Source organism: Agromyces sp. GXQ0307, from assembly GCF_044769845.1.
Lineage (GTDB): Bacteria > Actinomycetota > Actinomycetes > Actinomycetales > Microbacteriaceae > Agromyces.
Genome location: NZ_JBIZVY010000002.1, coordinates 341,168 through 365,047, shown reverse-complemented (window position 1 = coordinate 365,047; position 23,880 = coordinate 341,168). Strand labels below are relative to the sequence as shown.

Genomic DNA, 23,880 nt, shown 5'->3' with positions numbered 1-23,880 from the left:
GCGCGGGTCGGTGCCGCTCAGGCGCCCGCGAACGCGTCGGGCGGCAGTGACGTCGAGCCGTCATGGATGGCACGCACGAGCCGGTCGGCGACGGCTGCGGGATCGTGTCCGTGCGGGAACCGCGGGGCCGTGCCGAAGAGCGGGCGTTCTGCGAGCCCGGTCTCGGTGTGGCCGGGCCGGGCGTCGACGAGCCGGATGCCGCTGCGCCGGAGTTCCCGCCCGGCGGCCGCGACGTACGCGGCCAGGGCCGCCTTCGATGCCGAGTAGCTCGCCAGTCCGGCCGTGGGGAGTTCCGAGACGATCCCCGAGATCGTGAGGACGACCGGCTCGTGTCCATCGGCCGCCGACCGTTGCAGGCTCGGCAGGGCCACGGAGATGAGGCGCATCGGCGCGAGGGCGTTCACGGTGAACATGGTCTCGAGATCGTGCGCGGCGGTTTCGGCCACGCCGTCGAACCCGACGACGCCGGCGGCGACGACGATGGCGTCGAGGCCTCCGAGCGCGTCGATCGCTCGTTCGACGACGGTCTCCGGGGCGTCGGCATCGGTGAGGTCCTTCGGGATGGGAGTTCCGCCGGCCGGGTGGTCGGCGAGTCGCGCCGCGTCGCGGCCGTGCAGGGCGAGGCGGGCTCCGCGACCCGCGAGACGTTCGGCGATCAGCGTTCCCAGCGCACCGGTGGCCCCGACCACGAGGATGCGCGCCTGCTCGATGCCGGTCATGTCGCGAGCCTAGGTCGACCGGGCTCGCGCATCCGGGGTTCACAGCGGATTCGCACCGCACTCGTCCTCCCCGTCGCCGGTCGGTCGGGGGACGTGCGACGCCCGTGGGGCCTGTCGGAACGGCCGGGTAGGGTCGACGGGTGACCTGGAGCGAGCACCCCGAACCCGCCGGTGCACCCCCGTGGGCCGACGAGGTCCCGTGGGACCCCGACGAGCTCGCGCCCCCCGACGACGAGTGGGCGCCCCCGCCGCCCGCCGACGCGGTCGGTCGTCCGGTCGACGGCGAGCGGATGACGCGGGCGGCCGTCGCGGCGGCCGCGCCGGCCCGTTTCGACTCGGCGCTCGATGCCCTCCGCACCGTCTACGGCTACGACGGGTTCCGCGGGGAGCAGGCGGCGATCATCGAACACGTCGCCGCGGGCGGCGATGCGGTGGTGCTGATGCCCACGGGCGGCGGCAAGAGCCTCTGCTACCAGGTGCCGGCATTGCTGCGCGAGGGCACCGGCATCGTCGTCTCGCCGCTCATCGCGCTCATGCACGACCAGGTCGACGCCCTCGTGCGCAACGGCGTGCGGGCGGGCTACCTGAACTCGTCGCAGTCGCCGGCCGAACGGGCCACGGTCGAGCGCGCCTACCTCTCCGGTGAACTCGATCTGCTCTACGTCGCTCCCGAGCGACTCGGGTCGGAGCAGACGAAGCGCTTCCTCGAGCGGGGCACGATCGCATTGTTCGCGATCGACGAGGCGCACTGCGTCGCCCAGTGGGGGCACGACTTCCGCCCCGACTACCTGGCCCTCGCCGAGCTCGCCGAGCGCTGGCCCGAGGTGCCGCGCCTCGCGCTCACCGCGACGGCGACCGAGGCGACCCATCGCGAGATCACGACGCGACTGTCGCTCGGCGACGCGCGGCACTTCGTCTCGAGCTTCGACCGGCCGAACATCCAGTACCGCATCGCACCGAAGCTCGACGTGCGGCGGCAGTTGCTCGACTTCGTCCGCACCGAGGGGCGCGACGCCGACGGTCACCCGGTGGCCGGCATCGTGTACGCGCTCTCCCGCGCGAGCACCGAGAAGTTCGCCGCGTTCCTCGCCGCGAACGGCGTCGACGCGATGCCCTACCACGCCGGCCTCGACGCGGAGACGCGCCGCCGCACGCAGGAGCGGTTCCTCCGTGACGACGGCGTGGTCGTGGTCGCCACGATCGCCTTCGGCATGGGCATCGACAAGCCCGACGTCCGGTTCGTCGCGCACGTCGACCTGCCGAAGTCGGTCGAGGGCTACTACCAGGAGACCGGTCGTGCCGGCCGCGACGGCCTGCCGTCGACCACGTGGCTGGCGTACGGACTGCAGGACGTCGTCCAGCAGCGCCGGATGATCGACGAGAGCCCCGGCGACCTCGCGCACCGGCGCCGGCTGGCGTCGCATCTCGACGCGATGCTCGCGCTCTGCGAGACGGTGCAGTGCCGTCGACAGAACCTCCTCGCGTACTTCGGCGAGCAGAGCGCGCCCTGCGGCAACTGCGACACCTGCCTCGAGCCTCCGGCCTCGTGGGACGGCACGGTCGCTTCGCAGAAGCTCATGTCGACGATCGTCCGACTCCAGCGGGAACGCGGGCAACGGTACGGCGCCGGCCACCTCGTCGACATCCTGCGGGGCAAGCGCACGGCGCGCGTCGAGCAGTACGGCCACGACTCGCTCTCGACGTGGGGGATCGGCGAGGACCTCTCCGAGGCGCAGTGGCGGGGGGTCGTCCGGCAGCTGCTCGCGCAGGGCCTCCTCCAATCGGTCGGCGAGTACGGCGTGCTGACGCTGACGGATGCCTCGGCCGCCGTGCTCTCGGGCGCGCGGCAGGTCTCCTTCCGCACCGAGCCCGAGCGTCCGGTGCGCTCGTCGAGATCGGGGCGCGCCGCCGCCCCCGCCGCAGCCGACCTGGAGCCGCGCGACGCGGAGCTGTTCGAGGCGCTGCGCGCCTGGCGAGCGTCGGAGGCGCGCGAGCAGGGGGTTCCCGCGTACATCGTGTTCGGCGACGCCACGCTCCGCGCGGTCGCAGTCCGGCGCCCATCGGGCGTCGGCGACCTCGACGGCATCTCGGGCATCGGCGCCAAGAAGCTCGACGCGTACGGCGAGGCCCTCGTCCGGGTCGTCGCCGAGCACGGCGGCTGAGTCGCGTCGCGACATGTGACCGCCGATCCTCGCATTCGCGGTACCGCCGTCGCTAGCATCGGGCCAGGAGCCGTCACGGCGGCGGCGCGGATTCGGGGGAGCGCATGTCCACAGCACAGGGAAGCCGACCGGTCACGATCACGATCATCGGGGTTCTGGCGTTCATCGCCGGGGCGATCGACATGGTCTCCGGGGTGGTTCTCTTCTTCCTCCTCGCCGTGCCCGAGGTCGTCGACGGGTTCGGGGGCACGGGGCCTCTCATCACGGCCGCGATCGCGTCGATCATCGTCGGCTTGATCACCGCGGTCCTCGCGGGGGGCCTGCTCCGGGGCAGTCAGCCCGCACGCCTCATCGTGACGGTGCTCCAGGTCATCTCGATCATCGGCTCGCTGTTCCTCGCGGTCGCCTACCTCGGGATCCCGGTCGGCGAGTGGATCGGCCTGGCCGTCTCCGCCCTCGTCGTGATCCTGCTCTGGACGCCGAAGGCCAGCGCCTTCTTCACACGCTGACGACCGACCACGACGACTGAGGGACGAAACGAGGAGGACTCATGAGCGGACAGCGCATCGAGGGGGTCCGCCGACCCGCGGCCGTGACGGTGGTGGGCGCGCTCGTCTGGGTGAACGCCGCACTCGACCTGGTGGCGGGGTTCTTCCTGCTGACGCTCGCGACCATCGGGGGCGACGACGCCGCGACGCGCACCACCTGGGCGATCATGGGCTCGGTCTCGCTCCTGCTCGGTGCGATCGCCGCCATCGTCGCGTTCGGGCTCATGCGCGGCAACACCGTGGCGCGCATCGCGATCACGGTGATCGAGGTGTTCTCGATCATCGCCTCGGTCAGTGCCGCGATCGCGAACCCGACGAGCGCGGTGAACGAGATCGTGAGCGCCCTCATCGCGGTCGCGATCCTGCTCCTGCTCTGGTCGGGCGAGTCGACCCGATTCTTCCGTGGTCTGGCGCCGGATCAGCCCTCCGAACCGTGAACCCACCGGATCGTTGTCGATGATCCAAGAGCGAACAGCGGTCGGTTTGTAGGGTTCCCCAACTGCGCTCGGATGCCGCGAACCGGCCTTTGTAGGCGTCGAACGCACTTCCGACGTGCTCCCGCGGCCCGCCGTACCGTGAGATGAAGCCCTATCCCGCGTACGAAGGACGAACCGACGATGGTCGACACGGCATCCCGAACCGACGCCACTCCTGCGCCCACGGCCGAGCGCCCCGGCACGCCCGAACGAGCGGCGGCCGCCACGCCGGCGAACACGCCGATCGACGCGAGCGACGCTCCCGTCGTCGACGTCGACGCGCTCGCCCGGCAGCTCCTCGGCACCTGGCCCGAGGCGCGGCTCGCAGCGCGCGAGCGCGCGGCGCAGCCCGCCTTCCAGCGCATCGACGGTCAGAACATGGCCGAGCACCGCGAGCGCGTCCTCGGCCAGCTGAGGCTGCTCGTCGAGTCGGGCGCCGTGCACAAGGCGTTCCCCACGGAGCTCGGCGGCGAGGACGACCACGGCGGCAACATCGCCGCCTTCGAGGAGCTCGTGCTCGCCGACCCGAGCCTGCAGATCAAGTCGGGCGTGCAGTGGGGGCTCTTCGGCGCCGCCGTGCTCCACCTCGGCACGACGAAGCACCACGAGAAGTACCTCCCCGGGATCATGAGCCTCGAGGTGCCCGGCGCATTCGCCATGACCGAGACCGGTCACGGTTCGGATGTCGCCGCCATCGGCACCACCGCGACCTACGACGCCGAGACCGAGGAGTTCGTCCTGAACACCCCGTTCCGCGGCGCCTGGAAGGACTACCTCGGCAACGCGGCCCTGCACGGCATCGCCGCCGTGGTCTTCGCCCAGCTCATCACCAAGGGCGTCAACCACGGCGTGCACGCGTTCTACGTGCCGATCCGCGACGACGACGGCGCCTTCCTGCCCGGAATCGGCGGCGAGGACGACGGCCTGAAGGGCGGCCTCAACGGCATCGACAACGGACGCCTCCACTTCACCGATGTCCGCGTTCCGCGTGAGGACCTGCTCGACCGTTACGGCTCCGTCGCCGCCGACGGCACCTACTCGAGCCCGATCTCGAGCCCGGGCCGTCGGTTCTTCACCATGCTCGGCACGCTCGTGCAGGGGCGCGTCTCGCTCGACGGTGCGGCGACGCTGGCGAGCGCGATGGGGCTCGCGATCGCCATCACGTACGGCACGCAGCGCCGCCAGTTCAACGCCGGGAGCGATACCGACGAGGAGGTGCTGCTCGACTACCAGCGGCACCAGCGCCGGCTGCTGCCGAAGCTCGCGACGACGTACGCGCAGGTCTTCGCCCACGACGAGTTCCTCGTGAAGTTCGACGCCGTGTTCTCGGGGGAGGCCGACACCGACGACGACCGCCAAGACCTCGAGACGATCGCGGCGGCGCTGAAGCCGCTCTCCACCTGGCACGCGCTCGAGACCCTTCAGGAGGCGCGCGAGGCCTGCGGCGGCGCCGGCTTCCTCGCCGAGAACCGGCTGGTCGGGCTCCGCCAGGACCTCGACATCTACGTCACGTTCGAGGGCGACAACAACGTCCTGCTCCAGCTGGTCGCCAAGCGCCTGCTCACCGATTTCTCGAAGCAGTTCGCGAAGGCGGATGCCGGTGCGATGGCGCGGTACGTCGTCGCCCAGGCCGCCGACCGTGCCTACCACGGCACGGGCCTCCGCCGCCTCGCCCAGACCGTCGCCGACTTCGGCTCGACCGCCCGCTCGGTGCACGAGATCCGCGACGAGGAGACGCAGCGGGAGCTCCTCACCGACCGGGTCGAGGCCATGGTCAGCGAGATCGCCGGCCGTCTCCGCGATGCGCGCAAGCTGTCGAAGGTCGAGCAGGCGGCGCTCTTCAACCGCAACCAGAACGAACTCATCGAGGCGGCCCGAGCGCACGGCGAACTGCTCCAGTGGGAGGCGTTCACGCGTGGCATCGCCCGCACCGAGGATCCCGGGACGAAGCAGGTGCTGACCTGGCTCCGCGACCTCTTCGGTCTCGGCCTCCTCGAGAAGCACCTCTCGTGGTACCTCATCCACGGCCGCCTGTCGCCGCAGCGCGCCCAGGCCGTGTCGGCGTACATCGACCGGCTCGTCGAGCGGCTCCGTCCGTACGCCCTCGACCTGGTCGACGCCTTCGGCTTCGCACCCGAGCACCTGCGGGCCTCGATCGCGTCCGGCGCCGAGCAGGCGCGACAGGACGAGGCGCGCGCGTACTACGCGGCGCAGCGTGAGGCGGGCACGATGCCGGTGCCGGAGAAGGCCGAGAAGCACAAGCGATAGGCGACGACACGCGGAGGGGCCGGGCGCGCAGCGCCCGGCCCCTCCGCGTGTGCGGCGGCGTCACCGCCGCGTGGGGCGCTGCGAGCCGTCGTCGTCGCCCGGCGGCTTCATGATGGCGCCGGCGGCGAGTCCGACCGCGAGCCCGGCGGCGAGCCACAGCCAGAACCCGGTCCAGAGGCTCACGACGAGTCCGATGATGAGCCCGACGACGAGGCCGACGATGAGCTGGCGTCGACGTGCGGGCGAGAGCGGTTCGCGTGCGGGCATGCTGCCAGCGTAGGCGGTGGGCCGCGACGGCAGCGATCGTCCGGTCAGGGGCGACAGATGCCGCGCGGCGGCCCGCGGCATCCGTCGCCGTCAGATCAGGCCGAGCGCCCGCACGGCCTCGCGTTCGTCGACGAGCTCCGCGACGGACGCATCGATCCGCGAGCGTGCGAATCCGTCGATCGCGAGGCCCTCGACGACCGACCACTCGCCGCCGTCGGCGGTCACCGGGAACGACGAGATCACGCCCTCCGCGACGCCGTACTCGCCGTTCGACCAGATCGCCGCGCTCGTGCGCCCGCGATCGCCGGTGCCGGCGATCCAGTCGCGCACGTGGTCGATCGTCGCCGACGCCGCGGACGCCACCGACGACGAACCGCGGACCTCGATGATCTCGGCGCCGCGCCTGGCCACCCGGGGGATGAACTGGTCGACGAGCCACTCGTGGGCGGCATCCGTCCCGCCGAGACGGGCGGCGAGGAGGCCGGGCACGGGGTCGCCGTCGGCCGTCGCGTGCGCGACATCCGGGAACTGGGTCACCGAGTGGTTGCCCCAGATCGTGACGCCGCGGATGCCGCCGACCGGCGTGTCGACCGCGGCGGCGAGTTGCCCGAGCGCCCGGTTGTGGTCGAGGCGCGTCAGCGCCGTGAAGCGCTCGTTCGGCACGTCGGGGGCGTGCGACGCGGCGATGAGGGCGTTCGTGTTCGCCGGATTGCCGACGACCACGACCCGGACGTCGTCGGCCGCATGGTCGTTGATGGCCCGGCCCTGCGGGCCGAAGATGCCGCCGTTCGCCTCGAGCAGGTCGCCGCGCTCCATGCCGGCCGTGCGGGGCCGCGCTCCGACGAGCAGGGCCGCGTTCGCGCCCTCGAACGCGACGGCGGGATCGGCCGTCACCTCCACGTGCGCGAGCAGCGGGAACGCGGAGTCCTGCAGTTCGAGCGCCGCGCCCTCGGCCGCGCGGAGGCCCTGCGGGATCTCGAGGAGGTTCAGGCGCACGGGGGTGTCGGGGCCGAGCAGGGCGCCCGAGGCGATGCGGAACAGCAGTGCGTAGCCGATCTGCCCCCCGGCGCCAGTGATCGTGATCGTGACCGGTCTGCGGCTCATGAGCACGAGCCTACGCCGCGGCCCTCACCACCCCATGGTGCCCGGCGCGCCCTTGACGGGCCCCGCGACGATCGAGGTGATCCAGCCGCCGTAGAAGCCACCGGGCTGCGGGAACGCGCTCGCCGTCGACGGTGCACGCATCCATCGGCCCGGCGTACACGGCGACGCGATCGCGCAGCGTCTCGAAGCCGCGCGACGGCGACGGGTAGTTCCATGCGGCGCGGTGCGCCGTCCGGCCGCCGCCGACCACGTCGAAGTACCTCGCCGCGCCCTTGAACTCGCAGAACGAGGCGCCGGAGGTCGGCACCAGTGCGGCGGGCGCGAACGCGTCGATCGGCAGGTAGTAGACGGGCGGATGACTCGTCTCGAGCACGCGCACGACGTCACGGGTGTCGACGAGGCGCTCGCCGCCGAACTCGATCACGACGCGCGCGTCGATCGCTTCGGCACGCGGCGGGCGCGGGTAGTCCCACACGGACTCCTGGCCGGGGCGGACCGGGTCTGAGATCGGACGCATGTGCGCACGCTAGGCGGTGACGCTGGGAAGGCACCGACACCGTGGGAACGCCGGATGCCGCGGCGGCGTGCCGCGAGCGCGGCATCCGCTCGTTCGCTAGCGTGAGCGGACAAGGGGGAACGATGAGGGAACTGTATCCGGAGATCGAGCCGCTCGAGACCGGCATGCTCGACGTCGGCGACGGTCAGCACATCTACTGGGAGGTGTCGGGCAACCGGGAGGGCAAGCCGGTGGTGTTCCTCCACGGCGGCCCCGGCGGTGGCACGAACCCGGCGCATCGCCGCCTGTTCGACCCCGCGAAGTACCGGATCGTGCTGTTCGACCAGCGCGGGTGCGGGCTGTCGATCCCGCACGCCTCGGAGCCCGGTGCGGTGCTGTCGGCGAACACGACCTGGCACCTCATCGCCGACATGGAGCGCCTGCGCGCGCACCTCGGCATCGACCGATGGCAGGTGCTCGGCGGGTCGTGGGGCAGCGCTCTCGCGCTCGCCTACGCCGAGACCCATCCCGAGCGCGTCACGGAGCTGATCCTGCGCGGTATCTTCACGCTGCGACGGCAGGAGCTCGACTGGTTCTACGAGGGCGGGGCGTCGGCGATCTTCCCCGACCTCTGGGAGGACTTCCTCGCGCCCGTGCCGATCGGCGAGCGAGTCCACCTCATCGACGCCTACCATCGCCTGCTGACCGACCCCGACCCGGCCGTGCACCAGCCTGCGGCGATCGCCTGGTCGCGGTGGGAGTCGTCGACCATCACGCTGCTTCCCCAGGCGGACACCATCGCGCGGTTCACCTCGCCCGAGTACGCGACGGCCTTCGCGCGCATCGAGAACCACTACTTCCGGCACGGCGGATGGTGGGAGGAGGGGCAGCTCATCCGCGACGCGCACCGGCTGCGCGACATCCCGGCGGTCATCATCCAGGGCCGCTACGACATGTGCACGCCCGTGATGACGGCGTGGGACCTGCACCGGGCCTGGCCGGAGGCCGAGTTCCGGATCATCGACGACGCCGGGCACGCGTTCGACGAGCCGGGGATCCTCGACGCGCTCATCAGCGCGACGGACCGTTTCGCGGCCGCCGCGCCCACCGAGGGCGTCCTCGACGGGGAGGCGGCCGGTGGCGGCGGCCCGGATGCTGACGTCGATGGCCGTCAGGAGTCCGAGGCCGAGACGTCGGATGACGTCGGGGTCGACGTCGACGACATCGGCGAGGACGACGGCACGTCGGGCGACGAGGACCGCGAGTCGGACGACGAGGGCGACGAGGACGACGACTCGGACGATGACGACGACGAGGAGTCGGACGACGACGACTCGGACGATGACGATGACGATGAAGACGACGATGACGATGAGGACGAGGACGACTGACCCCGGATCCGACCTCACCGTCGGGCCGATGAGCGTAGCCTGCGGCGACGACGAACGAAAGGCGGATGGCTCCGCCGATCGGGCGCGGTAGTTTTCATGCCATGACGTTCAACCCCAAGGCCGACATCGGCAGCGGCCGGACCTCGCGACGCGGACGGAACACGGGCATCGCCGTGGGCGGCGGACTCGGCGTCCTGGCGCTCGTGCTGGTCGGTTCGTTCCTCGGCGTCGACCTGACGGGGCTCCTCGGCGGCACCGGCGGCGGCACGACGAGCGAGGAATCCACGCTCGAGCAGTGCCGGAGCGGGCAGGATGCCAACGAGCAGGTCGACTGCCGCATGAAGGGTGCGGACGCCTCGCTCGACGCATACTGGTCGGAGGTCTCGTCGAGCATCGGCGTCGACTACGTCCGCCCGCAGGGGTTCATCCTCTTCAGCGACGCCGTCGCGACCGGATGCGGCAACGCGTCGTCGGCGACCGGGCCGTTCTACTGCCCGCCCGACCAGACGATCTACATCGACACGTCGTTCTACGACCAACTCGAGCAGCGATTCGGGGCGGAGGGCGGTCCGCTCGCCGAGATGTACGTCGTCGCGCACGAGTACGGCCACCACATCCAGAACATCGCGGGCGTCCTCGACTCGACGCGCGACGGGCAGACCGGGCCGACCTCGAACGCCGTCCGGGTCGAACTGCAGGCCGACTGCTTCGCAGGTGCATGGGCCGGCGCGGCGGCGACGACGGAGGACGCGAACGGCGAGACGTTCCTCCAGCCCATCACGCCGGAGGAGTACCAGCAGGCCATCGACGCGGCCGCAGCGGTCGGCGACGACCGGATCCAGGAGGCGACGCAGGGCCAGGTCACGCCGCACACGTTCTCGCACGGCTCGAGCGAGCAGCGCGTGCGCTGGTTCGCGACCGGCTACGACGAGGGCGTCGGCGCCTGCAACACGTTCCAGGTCGACGGATCCCAGCTCTGATGCGTCGCGCCGGTGCCGTCGGGCTGGGTGTGCTCGGTGCCGTCGCCGTGGCGGTGGTGGCCTTCCTCGTGTGGGCGCACACCGTGTACGCGGGCGAGCGCGAGCCGTCGATCGACGCGTGGCGCTCGCCCGAGGTCGCCATCAGCGCCACCGACGACGGGTTCCTGCTCGAACCGGCCGGTGCGGGCGTCGATCTCGGGCTCGTGTTCATCCCGGGTGCCAGGGTGGAGCCGAGCGCCTACCTCTACAAGCTGAGCGGCATCGTCGAGGAGACCGGGATCACCGTCGTCGTGACGCACCCGACGCTCAACCTCGCGTTCTTCGACACGCGGCCCCTCGAGGTCTTCACCGCGCAGGCACCGGATGTCTCGCGGTGGCTCGTGGGCGGCCACTCGCTCGGCGGGGTGCGATCGTGCCAGCTCGCCGAGGCCCCGCAGGAGGACGCCACCGCCGACGTCGTCGGCCTCGTGCTCTTCGGCAGCTACTGCGCGAGCGACCTCTCCGGCACGGACCTCGCCGTGCTCTCGCTCGTCGGCGAGTTCGACGGGTTGAGCACGCCCGAGAAGGTCGCGAGCGCCGCCCACCTGCTGCCGGCCGATGCCTCGACGGTGCTCATCGAGGGAGCGAACCACGCCTCGTTCGGCGACTACGGCCCGCAGGCCGGAGACGGGGTCGCGACCGCGGATCGCGGGACCGTGCGCGACGAGATCTCGCGCGCCGTCGCGGAGTTCGTGGCGGCATCGGACCTCGAGGCGTCCGCCGCAGGGTAGCGACCGATCGCGTCGCCCGCGCTCAGCGATCCGCCACGTCGACGGGAACGCTCGGAGGCCGGATGGCGGCGGTCCGCGGGGCCGGGCGCCGCGGCATCCGTCGACTGCTCGAGGCGGCGAGGAGCACGATGCCCGACGCCAGTACGGCGAGCCCGAGGACGGCCGTCGCCGGCAGACGTTCCTTAAGCACGAGCACCCCGAGGAGCGTCGCGGTGAGCGGCTCGGCGAGGGTCAGCGTCGACACGGTCGCCGGGGTGAGTCGCGTCAGGCCGGCGCCGAACAGGAGGTACGCCGCCGTCGTCGTCACGAGTCCGAGCCAGAGCGCCATCGCGAGGCCCTCGGTCGTCGCGAGCCACCCGGTGTCGGTCGCGAGCAGCACGGGCAGGCTCGCCGTCGCGGCGACGCCGAACATCGCGCCCATGCTCGCCGCCGACGTCCAGCCGCGGTCGAGCAGCGACTTGCCCGCGAGCGTGTAGACGGCGTACGAGGCACCGGCGGCGACGGATGCCGCGACGCCCAGCGGTGCCACGGCGCTCGGGCCGGTCGCGCTCGCCGATGCGAGCACGGCGACGCCGAGGGTCGCGAGCGCGGTCGCGACCACCCAGCTGCCGCCCGGGAATCGACGGCGCAGGGTCCAGTCGAGCACGCCGGTGATCACCGGTGCGGACCCGAGCGCGACGACCGTGCCGACGGCGACGCCGTTCGCGGCCGTCCCCGCGAAGAATGCGGGCTGGTAGGCGAGCACGCCGGCTGCGCCGACGGCCACCGCGAGCCATGCGGGTCCGCGAGGCGGGCGGTCACCGGACGCCGGGGCGACGGATGTCCCGGTCGCGCCGCTCCGGCGTCCGGCGACGTGCAGGGCGAGCGCCACCGCGGCGAGGGCGCCTCCGCCCATGAGGATGCGCGCCGCGCCGACGGAGAGCGGATCCGCGTCGGGGCCCAGCGCCTGCGCGGTCCCGGTCGTGCCGAAGCAGACCGCGGCCGCGAGGACGAGCAGGACGGAGCGCATGATCAGGATTGTTCCACAATCCTGCACGGTCTGGGAAGTGAGGGACGGCGCTGGGCCGCCCGGGCATCCGTCCCGATAGGATTCCGTGGGTCGCCTCGCCGCGGCATCCGTCACGTCATCGCCGAGGGGGCGCGCGACCCGGCGCACGGTGCCGCGACGCCGAGAGGCGGCCACCATCCCGGAGGAGGAGACCTGTGCGCGCCGTCATGTACCGCGGATTCGGCGACGAACCCGAACTCGTCGACGTCGACCGCCCGGCCTGCCCGCCGCGCGGAGCGGTCGTGCGCGTGCGCGCCACCGGCCTGTGCCGCAGCGACTGGCACGGCTGGATGGGCCACGACGCGGGGATCGCGCTGCCGCACGTACCCGGTCACGAGTTCGCGGGCGAGATCGCCGAACTCGGCTCCGAGCTGACGGCTGACTCGGGCTGGGCCGTCGGTGATCGCGTGACCGCGCCGTTCATCTGCGCGTGCGGCCGATGCACCGAATGCCTCGCGGGGAACGAGCAGGTCTGCGACGCCCAGCGGCAGCCCGGCTTCACGCACTGGGGCTCGTTCGCCGAGTACGTCGTCGTCGACGAGGCGGCGCTGAACCTCATCCGCCTGCCCGACGCGCTCGGCTTCGTCGAGGCCGCATCACTCGGGTGCCGGTTCGCGACCGCCTACCGGGCGATCATCACGCGTGGGCGGCTGCATCCCGGCGAGCAAGTGGCGGTGCACGGATGCGGCGGCGTCGGCCTCTCCGCGATCATGATCGCCGCCGCGGCCGGAGTCCGGGTGTACGGCGTCGACGTTTCCGAGGCCGCGCTCGCCGCCGCCGCCGAGCTCGGCGCGACCCCGATCCGGGGCGGCGAGGGTGCCGCCGAACGGGTGCGCGAGGCGAGCGGCGGTGGGGTCGACCTGTCGGTCGACGCCTTCGGCAGCCCGGCGACGTCGTTCGCGTCGGTGCGGAGCCTCCGGAAGCGGGGCCGGCACGTGCAGATCGGGCTCATGCTCGCCGATGACGCGACCGCCGCGATGCCCATGGACGCGGTGATCGACGGCGAGCTCGAGATCCTGGGCAGCCACGGCATGGCCGCGCACGAGTACCCCGACATGCTCGGCGCGGTCGCGTCGGGGGCGTTCCGCCCGATCGAGCTCGTCGGCCGCACGATCGGGCTCGACGCGGTGCCCGAGGCGCTGGCCGCCATGGGACGCGCAGGGGGAGCGGGGTCCGGCATGACGGTCGTCGAGGTGTAGCGGCTCGATCCCGTCAGGCGACGTCGGGCAGCGGGGCCGGCCGCGGCCGTGCGGGCCTCCTCGGCGTCGACGGGGTGCGCGGGATCGGTCGGGGGTCGGGAACGTCGGCCGTCTCCGGCTCGGGCGCGATCACCAAGCCGTCGCGCGAGGACGCGACATCCGCCAGCAGTTCGAGCCAGGCGCGGTTCATCGCGGGTCGGCGACGGTCGGCGTAGCGGAACTCCAACGCGACCCTCGGGCCGAACCACAGGCTGACCTCGCGGTCGTCGACCGTCGCGGTGAAGCCGAACGACTCGCGCCGCCGGAGCTTGGCGAGGATCACGACCTGCAGGTGTGCGAGCGTGCGATCCTCCATGGGGATCGACGTGCGGCTGTCGTAGACGAGTGAACCCATCTCGGCCGGACTCCTTCCGACGGTACGCGGGGTGAGGCTCGTGGGCGGTGCCGATCACCGCGGTCCCCCGCCGCCCCGACGAGCACCGCCCACGCTCCGAACCGTACGCCCCACGATCCGGGGATCGAGCCCGTTCAGGTGTGCTCTTCCGAATCCGGATAGGCGTTCGAGGGTCGCCGACGTACACTTACCGGACCCGGCGCACCCCCATGCCGGTCACGAGGGAGTTCCATGACCGGACTCGCCCGGTCCGCGTTCGACACGCGCGACCCGGAAGCGGCCCGTCTCGCATTCGAGCCGATGGTGCCCCGACTCGCATTCGGCCGCGCCGACCCTGCGGAGTTCCGGGTCCGTCTCCGCTTCGACGCGGCGGCATCGTTCACCGTGATCGAGTACGCGTTCTCCGCACCTGCGGCCACCCTCGCCGGCACCGACGACATCGTGGTGATCTCGGCGAAGGGCCGTGGCTTCGACCTGCGCCACGGCCGCACCGCCGTCGACACGTCGCTGCCGTACCTCCAGGCACCTGAGGGCCTCGCCGCGAACTGGGACGCGGTCGCCGCGCGGGCGATCATGCTCGACCGCGCCGGCGTGGCGGCGGTGCGCGTGCCATCACGGGCGACCCGGAGATCGAGATCGCATTCGTCGACGTCGCGCCGCGGAGTGCCGACCTGGGCCGGCACTTCGAGCGCATCGCGCATCGCGTGCGCTCGGCCATGCTCGTCGCGCCCGACGCATTCACCGAACCGGTCGTCTCAGCTGCCGCATTCAACCGGCTCGCGGTCGCCTACCTCCACGCGTTCCACGTCGTTCAGCTCGACCTCGACGGGCGACGGAGGCAGCTCGGCCCGCGCTCCGCGATCGTCCGCGCCGCCCTCGACCACATGCACGCGCACGCAGCCGAGCCCATCACGGTGCAGGGCGTCGCGGACGCGGTCCACATCTCGGCGCGCGGCCTGCACGCCGCGTTCGCGTCCGAGCTCGGTCAGTCGCCGTCCGAGCACCTCCGCGGCATCCGCCTCGCCGGCGTGCGCGACGAGCTGCGCTTCGCGCCTCCGGAGCAGGGCATCGCCGCCGTCGCGCGCCGCTGGGGGTTCGTCCACCTCTCGAGATTCGCCGAGTCGTACGCCCGCGCCTTCGGGGAGCTGCCCTCCGAGACGCTCGGAGGGCGACGCCGCGAGGTCGCTACAGGCGCTCGAGGATGAACTCGACGCGCTCCTCGGCCGGCAGCACCGGCACACGGACCACGGGCATCGGCAGCGACAGGTAGACCTCCAACAGGAGATCGTGGATGCGGCGCTGGTCCGCGGCATCCTCGGTCCTCGCGTAGTCGCGGTGGAGCGGCAGCAGATCCATCACGAAGACCTTGCGGTACCGCACGTGCACGAGCGCCTCGAGCAGCGCGGCGTCGGGCTCGAGGCCGAGCAGCCGGTAGTAGGCGAGCGAGTCGGGGATCGCCCGATCGAGGAAGACGATCTCCTGGGGATCGAGCTCGGCCTCCTGCGCGAGCTGCAGGGCGAGCACGTTCCGCTGGAACTCCTCCTGCCGCGACCTGGTCTCCTGGACCGAGTGTCCGCCGAGTCGCTGCAGGTCGATGTAGTGCCGGCTCTCCTCGATGGTGGTGCGGTAGCCGCGCTGCCGGAGCAGGTCGACCGTCGTGGTCTTGCCCGAGCTCGGACCGCCCGTGATCACGTACCAGCGGGTCACGGCGAGCCCGGCGCCGTACCCGGCGGCGGCGGATAGCCGGCCCCACCGGTCGGGACCTGGCCTGCGGGGTAGCCGCCGACGATGGCCTGCGCGCCCGACGGGGTCGTGCCGACGCCCTGTGCGCGCAGGGCCCGCTGCGCCTGCTCGGCGCGGGCCATCCGGTCCATCTCCTCGCGGTGCTGGCGCTCGGACCGCTCGATCCGCCGGCCGATCGCGGCGACGCCCGCGCCGATCCCGCCCGCGATCAGTGCGTAGATGATGATCGCGAAGAGCGCCGAGACGTCGAGGTAGCCGCCGTCGGAGAGGTCGCGCGTCGGGAAGATGTCGCGGAACGGATGCAGGTACGCGTCGGACACGCGGTACACGAACGCCGCGAAGCCGGCGTCGGGATTCGCGGCGAACAGCAGCAGGAACACCCGCAGTGAGAGCGCGATGACGCCGATGAGCACCCAGAGGTAGAGGATCCAGGTCGCGATCTTCAGCAGTCGCAGGTACCAGGGCGGCTTCCACTCGGTCTCGGCGGCGGTGTCGGTGCGGCTCATCGGGGTCCCCCTCCCCCTCGCACGTCGCGAGGCGACCCGCCCAGCCAATCGCGCGGAGGCCACTCGGCGCAAGGGACATGCGTCCCGCACGGCCCGGTCACGAATCCTCGGAATACCCCTAACGGGTATGTGATTGAATACCCCAGAGGGGTATTAACCCCGGAAGGAGGAACGAACATGTCCCAACCACCAGCAGCCACGGCACGACGCCGATGGCTCGGGCTCGCGCTCATCGCCGCAGCCCAATTCGTCGTCATCATGGACACGTCGATCATCGGCGTGGCCCTCCCCGACATGCAGGCCGAGCTCGGCTTCACGCCGGAGTCCCTGTCCTGGGTGTTCAACGCCTACGTGGTCGCGTTCGGCGGCCTCCTCCTGCTCGGCGGTCGACTCTCCGACCTGTTCGGCGCACGACGCGTGTTCCTGGCCGGGTGGGGCATCCTCGCGCTCGGCTCGGTGCTCGCCGGTGCCGCGACGGGCGTCGGCATGGAGATCGCCGGTCGTGCCGTCCAGGGTGCGGGTGCCGCACTGATCGCCCCGGCCGCCCTGAGCCTGCTGATGGCGCTGTTCGGCGGAACGCCGCAGCTGCCCAAGGCGTTCGCGGTGTACGGCGCCGCCGCCCCGCTGGGCGGCACCGCCGGCGTCTTCCTCGGCGGCGTGCTCACCGAGTACACGAGCTGGCCGTGGGTGTTCTACATCACCGTCCCGATCGCCCTCGCCGTGATCCTCCTCGCACCGAGCGCGCTGCCGCGCGTTCCCGGCCAGCGCGGTTCCGTCGACGTGCTCGGCGCCGTGACCGGCACGGCCGGCCTCGCCGCCCTGGTCTACGGCATCGTGCGCGCACCGGAGACCGGATGGACCTCGGCAGAGGTGCTCATCGCACTGGCGGCAGGCGTCATCCTGCTCGGCCTGTTCTTCATCGTGCAGCGCGCCGCCCGGCAGCCGCTGCTGCGCCTCGGGATCTTCCGCACGCCGCAGCTCGGCGCCGCCAACACGGCCCAGCTGCTGCTCGGCGCCGCATGGGTGCCGATGTGGTTCTTCCTCAACCTCTACCTGCAGCAGGTGCTCGGAGCGAGCTCCTTCGCCGCGGGTGCCGCACTCCTGCCGATGACCGTGCTCATCGTGCTCGGCATGACGATGGTCGCTCCGCGCCTGCTGGCGCGCTTCGGCGCGAAGCCGCTCATCATCGCCGGGTTCGGGTTCCTCGCGGCCGGGCTCGTCTGGCTCGGCTTCGTCCGACCCGACGGGAACTACGTCGTGGACGTGCTGCCAGCGTCGCTGGTCGCCGCGTTCGGCATGGCGCTCGCGTTCATCCCGTCGCTCGGCACCGCGATCGGCGTGGCTCGGCCCGAGGAGACCGGCGTCGCCTCGGGGCTCGTGAACACGAGCTACCAGATCGGCTCCGCCGTCGGCCTGGCCGCCGTGACGGCGCTCAGCTCGGCCGTGGTCGGGACCGGCACCGGGCCCGTGGCGCTCACCTCGGGCTACTCGGCGGCCTTCATCGGCGCCGCCACCATCGCGGTCATCGGCGGGCTCATCGCTGCGGCCACGCTGCGCGCGGTGAAGCGCTCCGGCGAGGCCGAGGCGGTCGACGATGAGCAGGTCCCGGTGGACGCCTGACATCCGACCGGGAGCAGGAGGCGCGGGCCGTTCGGCCCGCGCCTCCGTCGCGTTCAGTTGCGGGCGTGCACCGGCTCGTCGGCGACGGATGCCGCGCGGTCGCCGAGGAGCTCGCGGGCGCTCGTCTCGGGGCGGAGGTCGAGACGGCGGAGCAACTGCGCGTTGCCGGCGACGATGATGGTCGAGAGCGACATCAGGATGGCGCCGACCGACATCGGCAGCACGAACCCGATCGGGGCGAGCACGCCGGCGGCGAGCGGCACCGAGATGAGGTTGTACCCGGCCGCCCACCACAGGTTCTGCTTCATCTTGCGGTAGCTCGCCCGGGAGAGCTCGATCACCGAGAGCACCGAACGCGGGTCGTCGCTGGCGAGGATGACGCCGGCCGAGGCGATCGCGACATCCGTACCGGCACCGATCGCGATGCCGACATCCGCCTGCGCCAGCGCGGGCGCGTCGTTCACGCCGTCGCCGACCATGGCGACCCTGCGGCCCTCGCGCTGGAGCTTCTGGACCTTGGCGGACTTGTCCTCGGGACGCACGCCGGCGAAGTATCGGTCGATCCCGAGCTCGGATGCCACGGACCGGGCGACGGCGTCGGCGTCGCCGGTGATCATGACGACCTCCAGGCCCAGCTCGTGCAGTGCATCGACCGCGTCGCGGGACTCGTCCCGGATGGCGTCGGCGAGCTTCAGCGCGCCGATGACCGAGCCGTTCTCGATCACGTGCAGGATGATCGCGCCGTCGGCGCGCCATTCATCGGCGACGGCGAGTTCGTCGACGCCCTCCTCGGCGAGCAGGTGGGGTCCGCCGACTCGAATGGTGTCGGCGCCGACGCGCGCGGTGACGCCGACGGCCGGGGCCGACTCGAAGTCCGTCGCGCGGGCCGGATCGAGGCCGCGCTCGGTCGCGGACCCGACGATCGCACGCGCGAGCGGGTGCTCGGAATCCATCTCGGCCGAGGCCGCCAGCGAGAGCACATGTTCGGCATCGCGGCCGGGGACCGGTTCGATCGCGATGACCGCCGGCTGTCCCTTGGTCAGGGTGCCGGTCTTGTCGAACAGGACGCTCGTCACGGTCCGCATGCTCTCGAGCGCGAGTCGGTCCTTGATCAGCACGCCGCCGCGCGCTGCGCGCTCCGTCGCGATGGAGACGACGAGGGGGATCGCGAGGCCGAGGGCGTGCGGACACGCGATCACGAGGACCGTGATGGTGCGCACCACCGCTTCGTCGGGCAGTCCGAGCAGGCTCCAGACGGTCGCGGTGATCACGGCCGCGCCGAGCGCGAACCAGAAGAGCCACGCTGCGGCCCGGTCGGCGATCCGCTGCGCGCGCGACGACGAGTTCTGCGCGTCCTCGACGAGTCGGCGGATGCCGGCGAGGGCCGTGTCCTCGCCGACGGCGGTGATCTGGATGCGAATGCCGGAGTCGGTGGCGACCGTGCCGGCGACGACGTGGTCCCCGTCGCTCCGGCGGACGGTCCTGGACTCGCCCGTGATCATGGACTCGTCCATGCTGGCCGAACCCGCGACGACCACGCCGTCGGCGGGTACCCGTCCGCCTGGGCGGACGACGACGACGTCGCCGACGCGGAGTTCGGAGGGGTCGACCGTGACGGTCGTGTCGCCCTCGACGCGCTCGGCCTCGTCGGGCAGCAGGGCGGCGAGGGAGTCCAGGGCGGAGGTGGTCTGCGCGAGCGAGCGCATCTCGAGCCAGTGCCCGAGGAGCATGATCACGATCAGGAGCGCGAGCTCCCACCAGAAGTCCAGCTCGTGGTCGAGCAGCCCGATGGTCGCGCCCCAGCTCGCGAGGAACGCCACCGTGATCGCGAGGCCGATCAGCAGCATCATGCCCGGCTTCAGGGCGCGAAGCTCGCTGACCGCGCCGGTCAGGAAGGGGCGGCCGCCCCAGACGTACATGACGGTGCCAAGCACCGGCGAGATCCACCCGACCCAGGCCTGCTCAGGCAGGTCGTACCCGATGATCATGGCGAACATCGGCGAGAAGGCGACGACCGGAACCGCGAGGACGAGGTTGATCCAGAAGAGCCTCCGGAACTGGCCGACGTGGTCGCCGTGGCCGGCGTGGCCGCCGTGACCACCGTGACCGGCGTGGCCGGCATGGTCGTCATGTGCATCGTGACCGGCATGGTCGCCATGTGCGTCGTGGCCGGCATGTGCGTCGTGACCGGCGGGCGATCCGTGCATCGACGAGCTCGCGGCATCCGCTCGTTCATCATGGGCGTGGCCGCCGTGCTCGTCGTGCTGCGTGTCGTTGCGTGCGCTCTCGACCATCGTCTCGCCCTCCCGGAGTGTCGGGCGAGCGGCGGATCGCTCTTCGCCGGCGCCGACACGGGCGATTATACCCCTATGGGGTACAGCGGCAACCGCTCGCGGGACTCGCATCGAACCTGGCAAGGGCGTTGCCGCCGAGGTGCGGTTCCTGTTAGGCCGGAGTCCGGGGTCCTGCGTCGGCCCGGGCCACCCCAGTCGGTGCCCGCCCGTCGACGCGGCGTCGAGCCGTTCGTGGAGGAGGCCGGCGCCCGATGAGCGCCGACGGCCTACGGCTGCGCAGCTCGGTCTACGTGGTGCCGACGGACGGCCCCGAGGCGGACGGGACGCTCGCGTGGGACGCGACGACGGTGGTCGTCGTGGAGGCATCGGCCGACGGCACGACCGGCGTCGGCTGGACGTACTCCGCCGCGGCCGCGGCATCCGTCGTCGACGACCTGCTCGCACCGGCCATCGCCGACGTCGCGATCGACGACCCAGCCGATGCGTCCGAGCGGATGTCGCGCGCCCTCCGCAACGTCGGCCGGACGGGCATCGGCGCGAGCGCCATGTCGGCCGTCGACAACGCGTGCTGGGACCTGCGCGCCAAGCGGCGCGGTCGGACGGTCGCCGAGGTGCTCGGCGCCGAGCATATGGAGGTGCCCGTCTACGGCAGCGGCGGCTTCACGACGTACGATGACGCGCGCACGATCGCGCAACTCGAGGGCTGGCTCGCCGACGGAGCCGCCGCGGTCAAGATCAAGATCGGCGAGGACCGCGGCCGTCGCGTGGATCGCGACCTGGACCGCATCGGGCTGGCCCGGCGGGTCGTCGGCGACGCCGTGGACGTCTTCGTGGACGCGAATGGTGCCTACGACGTCGCGGCGGCCGTGCAGGTCGATCGCGCGATGCGGCAGGACGGGGTCAACTGGTTCGAGGAGCCGGTCACGTCGGACCGACCCGACCTGCTCGCCGCGGTGCGAGACGAGGCCGAGGCGGAGGTCGCGGCGGGCGAGTACGTCTGGCGTCCCGCCGATGCCGTCGCCCTCCTCGACGCGGGCGCGGTGGACTGCCTCCAACTGGACGTCACGCGCTGCGGCGGGATCTCGAGTTGGCTCGTGATCGCGGAGACGGCCGCGTCGGCCGGTCTCGACATCTCCGCGCACTGCGCGCCCCAGCAGTCGCTCCACGTCGGGGCGGCGACCCCTCGCCTCCGCCACCTCGAGTGGTTCCACGACCACGTCCGCGTCGAGGGGCTGCTCTTCGCGGGTACCGCGGCTCCCGAGGGCGGTGTGCTCGGCGTGGACGGGGGCGTCCCGGGTTCGGGGTCGAGCTGCGTGGCGACGCCGCCCGGTTCCGGGTCGCGTGAGCCGGGCGGCGACGCGTCACGAGGCGGGCCGCAGTTCGAGCCGAGCGAAGCTCGATGCGGCGCGCCGCGCATCGGCGTGGGCGCGGGCACGTTCGCCCGCGGCATCCGCGACGGCGAGGTTGGGCCGGAAGGCCGCCGATCCGACGACCTCGATGCCGGCCCACCGCAGCCAGTCCTCGAGGTACGGCTGCTGGAAGTCGTTGCCGAACGCGGCACCGCGGTCGGGACCGTAGACGGCGCTCGTGTAGACCACCGCAGCGCGCCTGCCGTGCAGCAGTCCGGTGTAGCCGGTCTCGCCGTCGAAGGCGAAGACGGTGCCCGGCTGGCTGACCACGTCGATGAACTGCTTGAGGATGTAGGGGATGCCGTGGTTCCACATCGGCACGCTGAAGAGGTAGAGGTCCGCGGCGGCGAAGCGTTCGAACGCGAGTCGGCTGCGATGCCAGGCCGTCTCCTGGGCGCCGACCGGTGTCTCGCCGGCGAAGATCCGCATCTTCGCGCCGGCACCGTCGGGGCCGAACGAGGGGAGCGAGCCGTCCCAGAGGTCCCAGGTCCGGATCTCGACGTCCGGACGCTCCATGCGGAAGGTCTCGAGGAAGGACGTCGCGAGCGCGAGCGATTCGGATGCCTCGCCGCGAGGCGACGCGGAGAGGTGGAGAAGCGTGGTCATGATGATGTCCGATCCGCGGCCGTGAGGTCGCTTTCATATATGTGCGTGTGCACGCTATCAAATATGTGCGCGCGCACGCAAATGAGCTAGGCTGTGGGGATGCCGAGTGACGCAGAACGCGCCTGGGGGGCCCTGCTCCGAGCACACGCGCAACTGGTTCCGGTCTTCGACCGCGAGGTGCAACGCTCGACCGGGTTGCCGCTGCCCTGGTACGACGTCCTTCTCGAGCTGAATTCCGCCGGCGGGCGTATGACCATGAGCCGGCTCGCCGAGCGGGTGGTGCTCAGCCGCACCCGTGTGAGTCGCCTCGTCGATGAACTCGCTCGCGCGGGCCTCGTGGGTCGCGAGGCGAATCCCGATGACGGTCGAAGCGCGTTCGCCGTTCTCACCGACGAAGGTCGGCGGCGGTTCCGCGACGCTGCCCCGGTCTATCTGGCGGCCATCGACCGAGAGCTCGGCGGACCGCTGAACCGGGAGGAGCTCCGGGCGCTCGCCGCGACGTTGGAGAAGCTCGGCGCCGATCGGTAGTGAGGGGTCAGGTTCGCTCGCTCAGCAGTCCTGAACGGCTCGTGACCCGATCGCTTCGCACGCGGGTCGGTGCGGTCGTCGGATCGGGCCGGCAGCAAGACGGCCTCCTCGGGGGCGGTACCGATGTGCCGGCCGAGCGGTTCGGTGCCGACATCTCGCCCGTGGCCCCGGAAACGCGAAAACCCCCGGCGAACCGGGGGTTTTCTGAGGTGGCTCCGACCGGCATCGATCCGGTGACCTTTCGATTTTCAGTTGAGCCTGGGCGGTCTTCGCTCAATTCCTATGGCCGCGATATCGCGCTGATCAGGGATTCTTCGAAACGGTTACAGTTGGTCTCAGTTCGTTGTCGCGCACTTAATGGCACATTAATGGCACAGAATGGGCCGGCGCGCCGCCCTGTGAGATGACAGACGGTAGGGCGGCGGCGACGGCCCGAGTGAGAGCAGGTCGCCCAAGAGGTGTCGCCGCTACGGCTTGGGATTCACCCTCCGCCAGGTCCGCGGACTCTGGCTGCCCGAATCTGCTGTGCCGTGAGGATGAGTTGCTCCGAGTACGAATCCATGGACACGGAGCGAGCGATTTCAGCGAATTGCAGCACGTCCTCACCGAACCCTTGATCAGTCATGGCTAGCAGGTATGCACGCTCTGCCTCCTCGAACGAGAATCGGCTCGTGCTTGATGGAGCGGTCACCCGGATGAAGAGCTCCGCTGCGTTATCACCCTTCGAGGCCGCCTCGCGCCAAAGATCACGAGCCGCTAGATCCTCCCCGGAACTCATGGCAATGTTGCCCAGCCCGGTGCTCGCACGTGCTTCGCCCAGAGAGCGAGATTCCTCCCACGCCTTGATCGCCTGCTCACGAGCTTCATGACCGCCGAGCGCGCGGTCCTTGTACTTCCGCATCAGGCCGGCGCCGACAAAGAACTGCTCCGCTCCCCTGTTGATCTGCTTCCGCTGCGCCTGCGTTGAGTCCGGCCCGTATGGGGTGTAGTAGCCGGTGCCCTTCTTCTTGTCGAAGATGCTTAGGATGCCGACCAGGCCGATGAGGGCGGCGGCCGAAACCACTCCGAATGCGATCATCTCCATCGTGACTCCTCTTCAACGGCGCAGGTGCTCCGAATGGTATTGCACGTGGCGCTCCATGGGCGGTCGCTGTGGGGGGCTTCAATGGCATCGAAGCCCGCCAACATGAACACTCCGGAAGCCATGAGCTTCGCTGAGCGCTTGTAGCCCCCGAAGGGGACAGGCGCTGCGGTGATGAGGCGTCGTACCGGAGCGCCTTCTGGCATTGGTCCCGACGCTGTCGTTGAACGCGTCGATGAGCAGCGACCCGCGATCGCCGGGCGTCCGCCGT

At 71.5% G+C, this 23,880-nt stretch carries 20 protein-coding genes and 3 pseudogenes; 12 read left to right on the top strand and 11 right to left on the bottom strand.

The genetic code is table 11. The features are described from left to right. Positions 1 to 17: 17 nt before the first annotated feature. Positions 18 to 719 (bottom strand): SDR family NAD(P)-dependent oxidoreductase, encoded by a 702-nt coding sequence (locus ACIQH8_RS07090; RefSeq protein ID WP_400996460.1) that lies wholly within the window; start codon positions 717 to 719, stop codon positions 18 to 20. A 140-nt stretch (positions 720 to 859) separates the two neighbouring features. Between ACIQH8_RS07090 and recQ the strand changes: the two genes are divergently transcribed. From recQ to ACIQH8_RS07070, 4 genes are all read left to right on the top strand, one after another. Next, positions 860 to 2,881 (top strand): DNA helicase RecQ, encoded by a 2,022-nt coding sequence (recQ, locus tag ACIQH8_RS07085; RefSeq protein WP_400996458.1) that lies wholly within the window; start codon positions 860 to 862, stop codon positions 2,879 to 2,881. 104 nt (positions 2,882 to 2,985) lie between these two features. Next, a complete protein-coding gene (locus ACIQH8_RS07080) occupies positions 2,986 to 3,390 on the top strand; it encodes a hypothetical protein (RefSeq protein WP_400996456.1) in 405 nt (134 codons plus the stop codon). 41 nt (positions 3,391 to 3,431) lie between these two features. Next, on the top strand, positions 3,432 to 3,866 hold the full coding sequence (locus ACIQH8_RS07075) for a hypothetical protein (RefSeq protein ID WP_400996454.1): 435 nt from the start codon (positions 3,432 to 3,434) through the stop codon (positions 3,864 to 3,866). 180 nt (positions 3,867 to 4,046) lie between these two features. Beyond that, entirely contained in the window at positions 4,047 to 6,173 is a 2,127-nt protein-coding gene (locus ACIQH8_RS07070) for an acyl-CoA dehydrogenase (RefSeq protein ID WP_400996452.1), read from the top strand. A 60-nt stretch (positions 6,174 to 6,233) separates the two neighbouring features. On the opposite strand, the gene ACIQH8_RS07065 is transcribed toward ACIQH8_RS07070, so the two are convergent. From ACIQH8_RS07065 to ACIQH8_RS07055, 3 genes and pseudogenes are all read right to left on the bottom strand, one after another. Beyond that, entirely contained in the window at positions 6,234 to 6,440 is a 207-nt protein-coding gene (locus ACIQH8_RS07065) for an HPP family protein (protein WP_400996449.1), read from the bottom strand. Positions 6,441 to 6,530: 90 nt separating this feature from the next. Further along, the gene (locus ACIQH8_RS07060) at positions 6,531 to 7,544 is read right to left on the bottom strand and encodes a malate dehydrogenase (RefSeq protein WP_400996447.1); all 1,014 of its coding nucleotides are present in this window, start codon (positions 7,542 to 7,544) and stop codon (positions 6,531 to 6,533) included. A 24-nt stretch (positions 7,545 to 7,568) separates the two neighbouring features. After that, positions 7,569 to 8,061, bottom strand: a pseudogene (locus ACIQH8_RS07055) (DUF427 domain-containing protein). Between the two features lie 122 nt (positions 8,062 to 8,183). Between ACIQH8_RS07055 and pip the strand changes: the two are divergent. The 3 genes and pseudogenes from pip to ACIQH8_RS07040 form a co-directional block, all read left to right on the top strand. Beyond that, positions 8,184 to 9,140: pseudogene (gene pip / locus ACIQH8_RS07050) on the top strand (prolyl aminopeptidase); the annotation flags it as partial. Positions 9,141 to 9,532: 392 nt separating this feature from the next. Further along, positions 9,533 to 10,411, top strand: coding sequence for a neutral zinc metallopeptidase (locus ACIQH8_RS07045; protein ID WP_400996445.1), 879 nt, complete (start codon positions 9,533 to 9,535; stop codon positions 10,409 to 10,411). Continuing rightward, positions 10,411 to 11,181: an alpha/beta hydrolase gene (locus ACIQH8_RS07040; protein WP_400996443.1), complete on the top strand. Its 771-nt coding sequence runs from the start codon at positions 10,411 to 10,413 to the stop codon at positions 11,179 to 11,181. Before ACIQH8_RS07045 ends, ACIQH8_RS07040 begins: the two co-directional genes overlap by 1 nt. Positions 11,182 to 11,203: 22 nt before the next feature. Here the strand turns inward: ACIQH8_RS07040 and ACIQH8_RS07035 are convergent, their stop codons facing one another. Then, the gene (locus tag ACIQH8_RS07035) at positions 11,204 to 12,190 is read right to left on the bottom strand and encodes an EamA family transporter (RefSeq protein ID WP_400996441.1); all 987 of its coding nucleotides are present in this window, start codon (positions 12,188 to 12,190) and stop codon (positions 11,204 to 11,206) included. A 194-nt stretch (positions 12,191 to 12,384) separates the two neighbouring features. On the opposite strand from ACIQH8_RS07035, the gene ACIQH8_RS07030 reads away from it, so the two are divergent. Beyond that, positions 12,385 to 13,428, top strand: coding sequence for an alcohol dehydrogenase catalytic domain-containing protein (locus ACIQH8_RS07030; protein ID WP_400996439.1), 1,044 nt, complete (start codon positions 12,385 to 12,387; stop codon positions 13,426 to 13,428). Between the two features lie 13 nt (positions 13,429 to 13,441). On the opposite strand, the gene ACIQH8_RS07025 is transcribed toward ACIQH8_RS07030, so the two are convergent. Further along, positions 13,442 to 13,822, bottom strand: a complete 381-nt coding sequence (locus ACIQH8_RS07025; RefSeq protein WP_400996437.1) for an ATP-dependent DNA ligase — start codon at positions 13,820 to 13,822, stop codon at positions 13,442 to 13,444. 716 nt (positions 13,823 to 14,538) lie between these two features. Between ACIQH8_RS07025 and ACIQH8_RS07020 the strand changes: the two genes are divergently transcribed. Then, positions 14,539 to 15,027: a helix-turn-helix transcriptional regulator gene (locus tag ACIQH8_RS07020; protein WP_400996436.1), complete on the top strand. Its 489-nt coding sequence runs from the start codon at positions 14,539 to 14,541 to the stop codon at positions 15,025 to 15,027. On the opposite strand, the gene ACIQH8_RS07015 is transcribed toward ACIQH8_RS07020, so the two are convergent. Next, complete coding sequence (locus tag ACIQH8_RS07015) at positions 15,008 to 15,529, bottom strand: AAA family ATPase (RefSeq protein ID WP_400996435.1); 522 nt, start codon at positions 15,527 to 15,529, stop codon at positions 15,008 to 15,010. The genes ACIQH8_RS07020 and ACIQH8_RS07015 overlap by 20 nt on opposite strands. After that, complete coding sequence (locus tag ACIQH8_RS07010; protein ID WP_400996434.1) at positions 15,526 to 16,071, bottom strand: YggT family protein; 546 nt, start codon at positions 16,069 to 16,071, stop codon at positions 15,526 to 15,528. Before ACIQH8_RS07010 ends, ACIQH8_RS07015 begins: the two co-directional genes overlap by 4 nt. A 177-nt stretch (positions 16,072 to 16,248) precedes the next feature. On the opposite strand from ACIQH8_RS07010, the gene ACIQH8_RS07005 reads away from it, so the two are divergent. Further along, complete coding sequence (locus ACIQH8_RS07005; RefSeq protein WP_400996432.1) at positions 16,249 to 17,691, top strand: MFS transporter; 1,443 nt, start codon at positions 16,249 to 16,251, stop codon at positions 17,689 to 17,691. Between the two features lie 53 nt (positions 17,692 to 17,744). Here the strand turns inward: ACIQH8_RS07005 and ACIQH8_RS07000 are convergent, their stop codons facing one another. Beyond that, on the bottom strand, positions 17,745 to 19,985 hold the full coding sequence (locus ACIQH8_RS07000) for a heavy metal translocating P-type ATPase (RefSeq protein ID WP_400996429.1): 2,241 nt from the start codon (positions 19,983 to 19,985) through the stop codon (positions 17,745 to 17,747). Positions 19,986 to 20,236: 251 nt separating this feature from the next. Between ACIQH8_RS07000 and ACIQH8_RS06995 the strand changes: the two are divergent. Further along, a pseudogene (locus ACIQH8_RS06995) lies at positions 20,237 to 21,277 on the top strand (enolase C-terminal domain-like protein); the annotation flags it as partial. A gap of 69 nt (positions 21,278 to 21,346) precedes the next feature. Here ACIQH8_RS06995 and ACIQH8_RS06990 read toward each other — a convergent pair. Beyond that, entirely contained in the window at positions 21,347 to 22,000 is a 654-nt protein-coding gene (locus ACIQH8_RS06990; RefSeq protein ID WP_400996426.1) for an FMN-dependent NADH-azoreductase, read from the bottom strand. Positions 22,001 to 22,099: 99 nt separating this feature from the next. Here ACIQH8_RS06990 and ACIQH8_RS06985 point away from each other — a divergent pair, with 99 nt between their 5' ends. Continuing rightward, positions 22,100 to 22,528, top strand: a complete 429-nt coding sequence (locus tag ACIQH8_RS06985) for a MarR family winged helix-turn-helix transcriptional regulator (protein WP_400996423.1) — start codon at positions 22,100 to 22,102, stop codon at positions 22,526 to 22,528. Between the two features lie 481 nt (positions 22,529 to 23,009). Here the strand turns inward: ACIQH8_RS06985 and ACIQH8_RS06980 are convergent, their stop codons facing one another. Then, the gene (locus ACIQH8_RS06980) at positions 23,010 to 23,612 is read right to left on the bottom strand and encodes a hypothetical protein (RefSeq protein ID WP_400996420.1); all 603 of its coding nucleotides are present in this window, start codon (positions 23,610 to 23,612) and stop codon (positions 23,010 to 23,012) included. Between the last annotated feature and the right edge of the window lie 268 nt (positions 23,613 to 23,880).

What these genes read in the sequence shown, in the direction of transcription:
- ACIQH8_RS07010 (WP_400996434.1), bottom strand. Translation starts at nt 16,071, where the DNA reads ATGAGCCGCACCGACACCGCCGCCGAGACCGAGTGGAAGCCGCCCTGG.
- ACIQH8_RS06990 (WP_400996426.1), bottom strand. Translation starts at nt 22,000, where the DNA reads ATGACCACGCTTCTCCACCTCTCCGCGTCGCCTCGCGGCGAGGCATCC.
- ACIQH8_RS07040 (WP_400996443.1), top strand. Translation starts at nt 10,411, where the DNA reads ATGCGTCGCGCCGGTGCCGTCGGGCTGGGTGTGCTCGGTGCCGTCGCC.
- ACIQH8_RS07070 (WP_400996452.1), top strand. Translation starts at nt 4,047, where the DNA reads ATGGTCGACACGGCATCCCGAACCGACGCCACTCCTGCGCCCACGGCC.
- ACIQH8_RS07020 (WP_400996436.1), top strand. Translation starts at nt 14,539, where the DNA reads ATGCTCGTCGCGCCCGACGCATTCACCGAACCGGTCGTCTCAGCTGCC.
- ACIQH8_RS07090 (WP_400996460.1), bottom strand. Translation starts at nt 719, where the DNA reads ATGACCGGCATCGAGCAGGCGCGCATCCTCGTGGTCGGGGCCACCGGT.
- ACIQH8_RS07075 (WP_400996454.1), top strand. Translation starts at nt 3,432, where the DNA reads ATGAGCGGACAGCGCATCGAGGGGGTCCGCCGACCCGCGGCCGTGACG.
- ACIQH8_RS06985 (WP_400996423.1), top strand. Translation starts at nt 22,100, where the DNA reads ATGCCGAGTGACGCAGAACGCGCCTGGGGGGCCCTGCTCCGAGCACAC.
- ACIQH8_RS07005 (WP_400996432.1), top strand. Translation starts at nt 16,249, where the DNA reads ATGTCCCAACCACCAGCAGCCACGGCACGACGCCGATGGCTCGGGCTC.
- ACIQH8_RS07000 (WP_400996429.1), bottom strand. Translation starts at nt 19,985, where the DNA reads ATGGTCGAGAGCGCACGCAACGACACGCAGCACGACGAGCACGGCGGC.
- ACIQH8_RS07035 (WP_400996441.1), bottom strand. Translation starts at nt 12,190, where the DNA reads ATGCGCTCCGTCCTGCTCGTCCTCGCGGCCGCGGTCTGCTTCGGCACG.
- ACIQH8_RS07060 (WP_400996447.1), bottom strand. Translation starts at nt 7,544, where the DNA reads ATGAGCCGCAGACCGGTCACGATCACGATCACTGGCGCCGGGGGGCAG.
- ACIQH8_RS07065 (WP_400996449.1), bottom strand. Translation starts at nt 6,440, where the DNA reads ATGCCCGCACGCGAACCGCTCTCGCCCGCACGTCGACGCCAGCTCATC.
- ACIQH8_RS07025 (WP_400996437.1), bottom strand. Translation starts at nt 13,822, where the DNA reads ATGGGTTCACTCGTCTACGACAGCCGCACGTCGATCCCCATGGAGGAT.
- ACIQH8_RS06980 (WP_400996420.1), bottom strand. Translation starts at nt 23,612, where the DNA reads ATGGAGATGATCGCATTCGGAGTGGTTTCGGCCGCCGCCCTCATCGGC.
- ACIQH8_RS07080 (WP_400996456.1), top strand. Translation starts at nt 2,986, where the DNA reads ATGTCCACAGCACAGGGAAGCCGACCGGTCACGATCACGATCATCGGG.
- ACIQH8_RS07045 (WP_400996445.1), top strand. Translation starts at nt 9,533, where the DNA reads ATGACGTTCAACCCCAAGGCCGACATCGGCAGCGGCCGGACCTCGCGA.